Origin of the sequence: uncultured Campylobacter sp. (assembly GCF_937997465.1) — a bacterium.
Lineage (GTDB): Bacteria > Campylobacterota > Campylobacteria > Campylobacterales > Campylobacteraceae > Campylobacter_A.
The window spans coordinates 1-10,595 of record NZ_CALKTQ010000325.1 but is presented as its reverse complement, the minus strand read 5'-3'; the positions used below and the strand labels follow the sequence as shown (position 1 = coordinate 10,595).

Sequence of the window (10,595 nt, the reverse complement as noted above, 5' to 3'; positions counted from 1 at the left end):
CGTTAAAATCGAGATTTTAAAAGGATTTTTGAAGATAAATGGCTCCGGATGCTGGGTTCAAAAATATATAATTCTTAAACACTCCAAAATATTCTATAAATCCCTAAAATACGCCATTTAATAGCTTAAACATATTCTAAGTTACACTAGAATATCATGCATTTTTATAAATTTTGGGAACAAATAGGGAACAAATTTAGGGGGTTATGGCAGGAAAACTTAAAAATTACAACTCATCGTTCGGAGTCAATAAATATCCGGGAATTTTCTTTAATAATCTAGCTAGCGGCGACGTAGTTTTTTATATGAGAGTTACGCTTGAGGGTAAAAAGGCAAACGTCAAAATCGGATCGAAATCCGAAGGTGTAAATATAACCTACGAATATAACAAAAAGAAAGAATTCGACGCCAAACAAAGAAACGGAGAGCTTCCCGATAGCATATCCAAGAAAATAATAGCCAAGAATAACAAAAACTCGCTTAAATTTGACGAGATCGCAGATGCCTTTTTCAGCCATAAACTAGAAAAAGAACCGAGCAACGCCGTCAACATAAAAGAGCAAAGGCGAGATTACGAAATTTACCATAAGGATAAGTTAGGGGGTCTAACTACGACGCAGATAACACCCGAGACGATAAACGAGCATCATAAAGATATCTCTCAAATCATCTCCCCTAAAACCAAACGTAAATTATCGCAATCTCGCATCAATGCCATAATGGGTATAGTTAGGACGATTTTTAATCACGCCATAAAAGTAGGCCTCATTAATCACATTAGCCCATACAAGATAGAACTAAAAAAACCGAATAACAAACGAGAGAGATTTTTAGAGCTTATCGAGATAGAACTTTTACGCAAAGAAGTAGCAGCTAAAGGAGATTTTGCCCTAGGGCTGTTCGCTGAGCTTGCGCTTTGTACGGGAGCTAGACTGGAGGGAATTTTGAACATTAAGAAAAAGGATTTAGCACTATCTACCAAATCAGTTACTATAAGCGATTTTAAAACAAGGAGCACGTATACGGGATTTTTAAGCAAAAGAGCGTTAGAAATGATCAATCAAATTTATACCACCCTATCCCCGAATGACTTTTTAGTAAATAAAACCCAAAGCCACTATCCAAAACGTCTTACAGCCGCTACTTAATAAGCTTTTTAATCAAAATTTAGATATAAGCGACGCAACCAATAGAGTAGTTATTCATACCCTTAGGCATACGTTCGCTTCGCATCTTGCTATAGAAGGCACTCCGATACTAACGATAAAAAAGCTGATGAATCACTCGGATATCAACCATACCCTAAGATACGCCAAGCTGATGCCAGACAGCGGAAGAGAGATAGTGGAGAGGTTGTATGAATAATTTTATATCAAGCTGTTTGTTTTTGTGACGAATACATAAAACAAACCGCAATTTATATCATATATGGTATAATAAGACTTAGTTGCATAAAAGGGTTACGATGTGGAGCGTAGAATTTGCAAACGAAGCCATAAAAGATGAGTTCTTGGGATTGCCCGTAGGACTTAGACAAAGAGGCTATAAAATGTTCGAGCTTTTAGAGACTAGAGGCAATACCTTGGGAGAGCCGTATACCAAAAGCCTAAAAGGCAGACTGTTTGAGATACGCATAAAGTCTGATGAAGGTATAGCTAGAAGTATATATTGTTATGAAATGGGTAAAAGGATAATAATCCTGCTAACTTTTGTTAAAAAAACGCAAAAAACGCCAAAAAGTATACTAAATTTGGCAGAACAAAGATTAAAGGAGTTTAAAAATGGGAACCGTTAATTTTAGAGAAGTTTTAAAAGAAGAGCTAAAAAATCCGGAATTTAAAGCGCAATACGATGCGCTGGAGGACGAATATAAAGCCATAGAAGCTTTAATAGACGCCAGAAGCGAAGCCGGGCTAACTCAAAGCGAGGTAGCTAAAAGGATGGGCATAACCCAATCAGCCGTAGCTAGAATAGAAAGCGGGGCGTATAATATCAAGTATAAAACATTCTTTAACTACATAAAAGCTTGCGGCAAAAGAGTGGCGATAGTGTAAGTAAGATTAATTATCTAACAAATACTCAAGTCAATACAGGAGAAAAATTAAGCTTTGTTGATTCTCAAGACAGCGTTCTTGCGGATACGATAGTTAAGATTTGGAAAAGTAAGACTCTTATAGCATGAACATATTTAAAACGCAACTAAAACGAGGGTTTTAATACGACTGCGAAAACGAATACGGCTATATTATAGCGATGCTTGTTTTATTAAACAATCTTAACCCCGCACAAAATGCTCTTCTTTTTGATTCTTATTTCTTGCTCAAAAACAATCTCTACTTTAATACTTATTTATGCTATAAGAATACTAGCAACATCTTAATTTTAAAATTTGTGCTAAAATACCAAATAAAAAAATAAAAGTAAATTTCCATATAAACCAAAATTTACTTTAACTTAATAAAAACAATCGCTTCAAATTCCATCATGCAGTCTTAGAGCTTGATATCATTTATCAAAACATCAAGAATAAACAACCCCTACATAAGACAATATGTTAATACTTACTTAGCAAACTCAAATGAGTTTGCTGTAAGGTCTTGGCAGACGGCCGATATTTTTCTTTGGCCGAGCAAAAGAAAAATATAAAAACTTAGACGAAACTTCATCGCTCGAAAATGATTTTTCGTAGATAAAACGTCTAAGTTTTTTAATAGGAAGCTTTTAACGATCATTCGTTAAAAGCTTATAAAAGCTTCCGATTTGCAAGCATAGGCGGCGTACAATATACGCCTTGGTAAGCACTGCTAATTTGAGCATATTTTTATATGTGGTCATCACTAGAAATATTATCTTAACAGGCTTTTGAGCGCCGTTTGCGGCAAATTTACGGGCAAATCTCGTAAAATCAATAATAATATTTTCTATTTTTCATCAAATTTTTGGGTGCCGTGCCGTAATAATCGCAAAAAAGCTTGCTGAAGTGGCTTTGATTTTTAAAGCCCGTCGCAGCCGAAATTTCGGCGATATTTAGCTCTGAACCTTGCAACATCGCCAGCGCTCGCTTCATTCGCTCTTCGCGTAAAAATTCGTAAGGAGTTTGCCCAAACAAACTTTTAAAGCCGACTTTAAGCTTAAATTCGTTCAGCCGCACCTGTTTTGAAAGCTCTTTTATAGACGGCGGATTTTTGATATCTTTGCTTAAAATTTGCCTAGCTTTTTGTAGCGCGTTTTTGTCCACTTCGTCTAGTATAACATTCTTATTTGGGCATTTTAGGCGGCTGAATTCGTTATAAATAAGCTCTAAAATTTTACTTTCTAAAAGCAGTCTTTCAAGCGGCTCGTCGGCGTTTAGCGATAAAATTTGGTTTAATAAAATTTTATTTACGGCGCAGGTGTCGTTTTGCGAGACGAGTTTATTTGCGCCAAGCTCGATAAGATCGCCGAAATTTGCGCTCATAAACGAGTTTTCTAGGAATAAATTTATTCCCGCGTGCGCGCCGCCGTAAATCTCTTGATCCGAGCTTGGTAGATCGACCGAGCTGATCGTGGATAGTCCGCTTTTGTATTCGATTTTGCCATTCGCCGAGCTTAGGCTGATGCCTCCTTGTAGGGTGAAATTTATAAAGCAGCCCCGCAAAGCGTGAAAATCGCCGACTATTTTGGTGTCATCTTTGGCGTCCATTTTTATCGCGCCGAAGGCTATTTCATCGCTTAGCGCTATATTTTTGGCGCGGATTTTGACGCCAAGACCAGCCAAAACTCCGTCTTCGCTGCTATTAAATTTATCCATAAAAACGTCTGCGGATACCGTGCGCAAATTTTTCCTTTAAATATAAAAATAAATCCGTCATTTGTAAATTTCGGGTTGATAATAAATTTCAAAAATATTATACTATCCTTAAAGTAAAGAAATTATAAAAGGAGTCTAAAGTGAGAAAAATTTTGCTTTTAAGTGCGGTTGCGGCGCTAGCGATAGCGGCTCCCGCTGTGAGGTTGGATGAGGTCAGCGTATCGGTTCAAAAGATCGATGAAAACGCTAGCGAGGTGGCGGCTGCGGTGAGCGTGCTGGACGAAAAAGAGTTGCGGCTTAGAGAAGCGAAGGATCTAAACGGGCTTAGGAGCGCATCGTCAAATTTATCGTTTTTGCAAGGCGGAGGCATTTCGCTTTTTATCATGCGCGGCGTGACGAGCGATTACGCATTTGATAGCCCAAACGTCGGGCTTTATCTGGACGGCGTGAGTTATCTTGGCACTTACGGTAACTACGTATTTTTGGAGGATATCGAGCGTATCGAGATCCTAAAAGGGCCTCAAAGCGCGCTTTACGGCAAAAATGCCTACGCAGGCGTGATAAATGCGGTCTCCAAAGCTCCTACCAACGAACCGCAAGCAAAGATCGGACTAAAGCTTGGCGAGGATAGCCTGCGTGGTATTAGTTTTAGCGCGGGCGGAGCGATAGTAAAGGATAAATTTCTGGCTAGTTTTACCGGTTTTAGCGAAAAGAAAAACGGCTTTATGTATAACGAAAATTTAAACAAAAGCGACGACTACAAAGACGCCCTTTACGGCAAAATTTACTTTAGATTTTTACCTACGGACGAGCTTACGGTGGATCTTATTCAAAACCATTACAAGATAGCTAACGGCGCGCAAAGATCGAATTTGCCTAGCGCAGCCAATAGAACGCGCTACGCCAACGGCATGGAGGGCGAAGAAAACGCCAAAAACTACGAAGCATCGCTAAAGGCAGAATATAAATCGAGCGACTATGCCCTTACTTCGCTTACGACTTTCAGGGATTATAAAAACGACAGTAGTTACGACGGTGATCATCGCCCCGCGTCCTTGTTGGATGTGTATTACAAAGAGGACAGAAAGGATTTTACGCAGGAGTTTAGATTTAGCGCCGATAACGCGTATGGCAAATTCGTCCTAGGCGCTGCAGCGGGCGCTACGCAAAGAGACGTGCGAAGTAGCGTAAACAGCGTGATGTTCGGCGGTATTCGCTCGCTGCAAAATAACAAAACCAGAAGTAAAAACTACGGCGTTTTTACGCATAATGAAATTTATCTGCCGCTTGATTTTTCGGTTATTTTGGGAGCTAGATTCGACAAAGATAGTGTCAAATTTCAAAACCGCATGAACGGCGAAAATTTAAGCGATTCATATAGCGCGCTATCACCCAAGATTGGACTAAAATACGCTATAAACGACGAGGTTACGGCGTATGCGAGCGTATCTAAGGGTTATAAGCCGGGCGGTTTTTGGGCCGCCTCGCCTACGTCTAAAAAATGGTACGATAAAGAGACTATGACTAGCTACGAAGTCGGCGTAAAGGGGGCTTGGGAGCGGTTTGAGCTAGGCACCGCCGTTTTTCGCGCCGATATCAAAAACAAGCAAGTAGTAAGCGTCATTGTAGCGCCTAATATCACGGTGGCAGAGAACGCCAGCAAGGCGCGCTCCCAAGGCTTTGAACTAGACGGCGCCGTGCTTTTGGCGGACGGATTAAAGCTTAGCGCAAATTTGGGCTACGCAAAAAGCGTCTTTAAAGACTACAAAGACGCACAGGGCGATTATAGCGGCAAATACGTCTATTACGCGCCAAGGCTAACTTATGGCGCAGGGCTTTCATATGAGGCTCCAAGCGGATTTTACGCGGCGGCATTTTTGCGAGGACAGAGCAAATTTTATACCGATAAGGCCAATGTCGTAGAAAACGCAGGCTACGCGACCGTCGATGCAAAAGTAGGCTTTAATCACAAAAATATCAACGTTTATATTTACGCTAATAATCTTTTCGACAAAGATAACGACGTAAAATACGCCACTATGCACTACCTGTCCGACCCTCGCGAGATCGGCGTAAAATTTGAATATAAATTTTAAGGAAAAAGATGAAAAATTTTAAATTTAAAAGCGGCGAAAATCTAAGCTACGACGACTTTGGTAGCGATTTTAAAGATGTTTTGGTTTATCATCATCCGCTGATGATTTTTCCGCAAAATACCTTGATAAATTTCTGCGATAAAAATCAAATAAGGCTTATTTTGATATATAGAAGCGGGCATTTTAACAGCTCGCTTTTTAGCGCGGATGATAGTTTTTTAAAATTCGCCCTGCGCCTAAAAGAGTTTTTCTCGGCGTTAAATTTGGGCGAATTTAGCGTGCTGGGCGAGTCGGTGGGCGCGGCTTACGCCTACGCTACGGCAGTAGCTTGCGGCGAAGAGGCGAAAAAGGTATTTATACTAAGCGGATTTAACGCCCCGCCCGAGCTTTTGACAAGCTACTCCGACTATGCGCACATAAAGGAAATTTATGATTTTGCATCGCACAATACGCCTGAAAATACGGCGCAAACGGCGTGGGAAAAATACGGCTCGCAGGCTAAGGGTGCGCTAAAAGAAGCGATAAAAGCGCAGCTTAACGGCATCGGCTTTGACCTCTGGCTCCAAGCTAGGCCGTGGGGATTTGAGCTAAAAGACGTCTCGCAAAGCGTGCTTATGTATCACTCCAGAGCCGACGAGGAAGTACCTTTTGCCGTCGCTTCGCAAGTGTCGAGGATGCTACCGAACTGCGAACTAATCGCCGCCCAGGATACGCCTCATCATAGCGCAAAGGCGCTTTTGGATTTTTTAAAGATCATCAAAGAGAGGTTGTAAATTTAGCTTTTGCGTAAATTTTACGAGCCAAATTTGCGCCGTTTTAAGCGTAAATTTAAGCTCGTTTTGCGGTTTTTCTGTTGCGGGTAGGTTTTGCTTGATTCGGGATAAATTTACCGCCTTTTTGCGCCAGAGACTTAAATTCGGCCTTGCGTTCGGGTTAAATTGCATGCGTTTAATCCGCATTGCCGACGCGGGCTAAATCTGCAAAGCGATTTGCAAAACTCTGCGGAATAAAATTTACGCCGTTTTTTTGTACTAGACGGCGACTTAAATCCCGCAAAATCGTAATCCGCTAGATAAATTTATAAATCTTTATAAAATAAACTAGGCTCAAAACGCAAAACGCCGCCGCGCCCAGCACGACCGCTCCGTAACCCAATGCCCCCGCCAAAAGCGTTCCGAGATAAAACGAAAATATCTGAAATGTCATATTTAGGCTGCTTTGCACGGCGTATTCGCTAGCGGGTCGCCGTCCAGAGGCACGTTGCATCATCATCGTGGAGATTATCGTCGCTTGCGCCATATATACCGCATACGCCGCGCTCGAAGCAAAAAGTACCGACGTGCGGTCCGTCCAGCCGCCGATAGGTAACCAGATGGCCAGGATGCCTAGCGTCTGCATCGCTACGGCGTATAAAAAGGCTCTTTTAGCGCCTAGCTTTTTTACCGCAAAGCCCGCCGCGAGCGCACCCGCGAAGCCAAATATCGTGCCATATATGTGCAAGACCTCGCCGATATCTTCCAGCTTCCAGCCGATATCTACGAGCATCGGGCTAAGCAGTCCAAACGCCGCGCAGATACCGATAGATTGTACGAAAAGCACGCTAAGCCAAGCCTTTTTGCCCTTAAAAAAGCCAAACATCGCCCTAAAATCCAGCCCCTCGCCGACGTTTATGCGCTCAGGCTCTTTAAAGAAAGCAAGGCTAAGCAAGGAAACCGCTATCAAAGACGTCAAGAATAAATTCGCCTCGCTCCAGCCGAATTTTGCGTAGATTACGAGCGTTAGGCCGTTACCGGATACGTGTCCTATCAATCCGCCGCTAAGCTTGAGGGCGTTTGTGAAGCTTAAATTCGAGCTGTTTGAAATTTTAATAAAAAATGCGTTCGACGTCATCGTCCAGGTGGCCGAGATAAAGGCCAAAAGCACCGCTAAAGCGATTACGGCAGGTAAATCGTCGCGCGGATTTAGAAGCGAAACCGCATATAAAATCGCCAAAGTAAGGCACTGAAAGGCTAGGATAATCTTTTTGTAACCGCCTATTTTTAGCGCTATAGCGTCGATAAACGGCGACCACAAAAAAGCCAAAACCGCGAAAAGTCCAAGCCCTCTAAGCGCGCCGACGCGCTCTAAACTAAAACCGTCTTGACGCAGGATGCTAACGAGCCCCTCGCCGAAAAATCCGATGCAAATAAACTGCGCGATGCAAAGGCTAAGCACAGTTAGCGACCTGTAAAGCAAATTTATCCTTTAATTTTTTAGTTAGATTATATTTAAATGGATAGGTGTTATCAAGAATATTTTGACGTTTAGGGGATAAATTTTTATATTTTAAGAACTTTTGACAAAATTCGGCCGCATTACCAAAGTACAAAAAAGATCTAGGCATACGCTCAGATTTGGTGTAACCAGCTCGCACATTATATAACTTGGTATATGTTGGCAAAAAAGAAGCTTATTAAATATGCTGACTAAAAATTTTGGTAACTTTATATTCGAAATCAAAAACCAATCCAACTAAAAGCCTATCCCTATACTATCTTTGCCGACTATTTTGCTTTTTATTTCATTTTTTTATTTCTCTAGGCTCGTCATCCAGCAGTTTACTAAAATTCGGTATTAAATTGCTTATTTTTGAGATAAAATTAATAACCTTCGTTTTAAAGCTTTCTAATATAGATAACTTATCCTGTAAATTTTCTATCGTTTCGTCTTTGTTTTTTACTTCTTCTTCCAGCTCGGATATTCTTTGATCTTTGCCATTTATAGAAGTTTGTAGTTTAACGATTTGTAGTCGTTTACTATCATTATCTTCCTTTAAGGTATTCTCATTACTTAGCGACTTCTCCAGCTCTTCGTTTCTTTGTTTTAAAGACTGATTTGTTTTTTCTTTGCTTTCTAGATCTGCATTAGCTTTTTTAAGCTTGCTTTGCAGGGCATCGCTTTGATCGGCTTTTTGTTTCAGTCCGTCTATTTGCGCTACGTCAGCTTCAATATTTTCTAATCTGCTTTTTAGCTTATTGTTTTCATCTTCTTTTTGAATTAGCTCGGCTGAGAGATTGCTTATTTGCAAATTTCTATCTTTTATAATATTGTCTTGATTGTTTAGGTTCGCGTTAATCTCTTTTAGCTTTTTATTCTCTTGGATTAGCTCTTCGTTAGATTGCTCTAGTTTATTATTTTTTGCTATCACTTCACCTTTGTTTAAAAGTTGCCTGGTTAGTTCCTCTACTTTTTGCTTTAATTCGCTATCCGTAATTATGCTTATACTGTTTTGCATTTGCTCTAAAACCAAATTCGTAAGGTATTCTACGAAGACTTTATCGTCCTGGGCTTCTATTCTAAAATATTCTTTGCCGAACATGGGTTTTTCCTTTTTTATATACTTATTTGCTTTCTCAACTATGAGTCGCTTTATTTTCTTTTTTAGATCTTGCTTGTCGTTAAACTCTTTTTTCATCTTTGTGCATTTGCTTTAGATTTTTATGTCTTGCCTTGCTACCTATTTCGCCTCTTAGGGCGATGCCGTCAAATGCCATACCGCCCATTTCTTGCATACTTCTGCCAAAGTCTTTCGTTACTCCTTTACCATTAAATCTAATGTTTTTATGGTTTTCAAATTGGTAATTCGTAAAAATAAGCTGATAATGTTTGGTCTTTTCGTCGTTATGTTCAGCGATTAGCAGACACTTTACGCCGTATTTAGCGCAATAATCGTTTGCGAATCTTCTAACTCTATCAAGCGAAACCTGAGCGTTGATAAAATTTGTCTCGGTTTGGTTTAAACCTTCTTTGGGTTCTTTTGACCTTTGAGTACCAAAGCTAATAACTATCTCTGAAAATCCTACCATGTTTTCTCGCCAATGATTCTTTACTACTCTACCGTTTTTATATGTTTTTGATTGGGCTTCGTAGTCGGCTTTCATTTTTTCGTGGTATTTTTTCAAGAGTGCTTTTATATACTTTCTGTCGTTAAATTCCCTATCACCACTAGGCATCTCTCGCATATTGCCGTTATCGTTATATTCGCTAAGCACTAGGTATCTATTATTGCGGCTGTTGCCTCTAAGATATCCGATCTTAGAGGCATGCTTAGCCTCTCTAACATTGTGCTCATACCTTATAATAGCCTTTTTGAGCGTCAAGAATTCGCTTCTTACACAAAGCACTAGGTTGTGTCCGCCTATTTGAAGGGCATTACTCATTTTTGATCCTTTTCTTTATTATCTACTATAGAAATTAAGAGCATGTTTTAACCCTTTTTTGAAAAATATAAACTGCAATATCCGTTATCGCAAACGCTATGCGAGAATTCTTTGCATCTCCCATTTTGATATAGCGAGGAATATCCCTACCCTGCGATATACGAAGATCAAGAGTGAATATACCAATGCCAAGAACCGCTGCGGTTTGCTTTCTGTCTAAAACCACATTTCCTTTATATTGGCTAGATATGTGTTCAAGAAGCGTTTTGTACTCTAGGTCGTTATATAATTCATTAAGCATATTATTTTTCTCCTTCTGCTAAGTTCTTACATAACTAATTATATGTACTTTTCATTTACTTTTATCGTTTTAAGCGGTTTTTGGATAGTTTTTGAAAAATTTTTAATACCCTATGGTTCCTTGGGGTATTTTAGAGTAATTGAGAGTAAAAAATTTGGCTCAATTAAACTTAAGCGGATTTTCTCTTATCAATTTCAATAGTTTCTGAT

General features: G+C 40.0%; 12 protein-coding genes. 6 read left to right on the top strand and 6 right to left on the bottom strand.

Annotated elements, in window-relative coordinates; all coding sequences use genetic code 11:
- Positions 1 to 206: 206 nt before the first annotated feature.
- The 4 genes from Q0546_RS11125 to Q0546_RS11110 all read left to right on the top strand — a co-directional run bounded on the left by Q0546_RS11125 (position 207) and on the right by Q0546_RS11110 (position 2,054).
- Positions 207 to 1,148 carry a phage integrase SAM-like domain-containing protein gene (locus tag Q0546_RS11125; protein WP_298793046.1) on the top strand — a complete coding sequence of 314 codons (942 nt, stop codon included), beginning with the start codon at positions 207 to 209 and terminating at the stop codon, positions 1,146 to 1,148.
- A complete protein-coding gene (locus Q0546_RS11120) occupies positions 1,102 to 1,365 on the top strand; it encodes a tyrosine-type recombinase/integrase (protein ID WP_314788471.1) in 264 nt (87 codons plus the stop codon). The genes Q0546_RS11125 and Q0546_RS11120 overlap by 47 nt, the downstream gene beginning before the upstream one ends.
- 100 nt (positions 1,366 to 1,465) lie before the next feature.
- On the top strand, positions 1,466 to 1,795 hold the full coding sequence (locus tag Q0546_RS11115) for a type II toxin-antitoxin system RelE/ParE family toxin (protein WP_298793044.1): 330 nt from the start codon (positions 1,466 to 1,468) through the stop codon (positions 1,793 to 1,795).
- Positions 1,782 to 2,054 (top strand): helix-turn-helix transcriptional regulator, encoded by a 273-nt coding sequence (locus Q0546_RS11110; protein ID WP_087576737.1) that lies wholly within the window; start codon positions 1,782 to 1,784, stop codon positions 2,052 to 2,054. Before Q0546_RS11115 ends, Q0546_RS11110 begins: the two co-directional genes overlap by 14 nt.
- 851 nt (positions 2,055 to 2,905) lie before the next feature.
- Here Q0546_RS11110 and Q0546_RS11105 read toward each other — a convergent pair.
- Positions 2,906 to 3,817 carry an AraC family transcriptional regulator gene (locus Q0546_RS11105; protein WP_298793037.1) on the bottom strand — a complete coding sequence of 304 codons (912 nt, stop codon included), beginning with the start codon at positions 3,815 to 3,817 and terminating at the stop codon, positions 2,906 to 2,908.
- Between the two features lie 113 nt (positions 3,818 to 3,930).
- Here Q0546_RS11105 and Q0546_RS11100 point away from each other — a divergent pair, with 113 nt between their 5' ends.
- Together Q0546_RS11100 and Q0546_RS11095 are read left to right on the top strand one after the other, a co-directional pair.
- Positions 3,931 to 5,886, top strand: a complete 1,956-nt coding sequence (locus Q0546_RS11100; RefSeq protein WP_298793035.1) for a TonB-dependent receptor — start codon at positions 3,931 to 3,933, stop codon at positions 5,884 to 5,886.
- 8 nt (positions 5,887 to 5,894) lie between these two features.
- Positions 5,895 to 6,659 carry a hypothetical protein gene (locus Q0546_RS11095; protein WP_298793033.1) on the top strand — a complete coding sequence of 255 codons (765 nt, stop codon included), beginning with the start codon at positions 5,895 to 5,897 and terminating at the stop codon, positions 6,657 to 6,659.
- On the opposite strand, the gene Q0546_RS11090 is transcribed toward Q0546_RS11095, so the two are convergent.
- From Q0546_RS11090 to Q0546_RS11070, 5 genes are all read right to left on the bottom strand, one after another.
- Positions 6,633 to 6,830: a hypothetical protein gene (locus Q0546_RS11090; protein WP_298793031.1), complete on the bottom strand. Its 198-nt coding sequence runs from the start codon at positions 6,828 to 6,830 to the stop codon at positions 6,633 to 6,635. The genes Q0546_RS11095 and Q0546_RS11090 overlap by 27 nt on opposite strands.
- 124 nt (positions 6,831 to 6,954) lie before the next feature.
- Positions 6,955 to 8,121, bottom strand: coding sequence for an MFS transporter (locus Q0546_RS11085; protein WP_298793029.1), 1,167 nt, complete (start codon positions 8,119 to 8,121; stop codon positions 6,955 to 6,957).
- 325 nt (positions 8,122 to 8,446) lie between these two features.
- Positions 8,447 to 9,340 carry a hypothetical protein gene (locus Q0546_RS11080; RefSeq protein ID WP_298793027.1) on the bottom strand — a complete coding sequence of 298 codons (894 nt, stop codon included), beginning with the start codon at positions 9,338 to 9,340 and terminating at the stop codon, positions 8,447 to 8,449.
- Entirely contained in the window at positions 9,324 to 10,085 is a 762-nt protein-coding gene (locus Q0546_RS11075; RefSeq protein WP_298793025.1) for a hypothetical protein, read from the bottom strand. The genes Q0546_RS11080 and Q0546_RS11075 overlap by 17 nt, the downstream gene beginning before the upstream one ends.
- Positions 10,086 to 10,119: 34 nt before the next feature.
- Entirely contained in the window at positions 10,120 to 10,386 is a 267-nt protein-coding gene (locus Q0546_RS11070) for a hypothetical protein (RefSeq protein WP_298793023.1), read from the bottom strand.
- Between the last annotated feature and the right edge of the window lie 209 nt (positions 10,387 to 10,595).

Coding starts and splice junctions, on each gene's coding strand:
- Q0546_RS11125 (WP_298793046.1), top strand. CDS start 207: ATGGCAGGAAAACTTAAAAATTACAACTCATCGTTCGGAGTCAATAAA.
- Q0546_RS11115 (WP_298793044.1), top strand. CDS start 1,466: ATGTGGAGCGTAGAATTTGCAAACGAAGCCATAAAAGATGAGTTCTTG.
- Q0546_RS11110 (WP_087576737.1), top strand. CDS start 1,782: ATGGGAACCGTTAATTTTAGAGAAGTTTTAAAAGAAGAGCTAAAAAAT.
- Q0546_RS11095 (WP_298793033.1), top strand. CDS start 5,895: ATGAAAAATTTTAAATTTAAAAGCGGCGAAAATCTAAGCTACGACGAC.
- Q0546_RS11090 (WP_298793031.1), bottom strand. CDS start 6,830: ATGCAATTTAACCCGAACGCAAGGCCGAATTTAAGTCTCTGGCGCAAA.
- Q0546_RS11080 (WP_298793027.1), bottom strand. CDS start 9,340: ATGAAAAAAGAGTTTAACGACAAGCAAGATCTAAAAAAGAAAATAAAG.
- Q0546_RS11075 (WP_298793025.1), bottom strand. CDS start 10,085: ATGAGTAATGCCCTTCAAATAGGCGGACACAACCTAGTGCTTTGTGTA.
- Q0546_RS11070 (WP_298793023.1), bottom strand. CDS start 10,386: ATGCTTAATGAATTATATAACGACCTAGAGTACAAAACGCTTCTTGAA.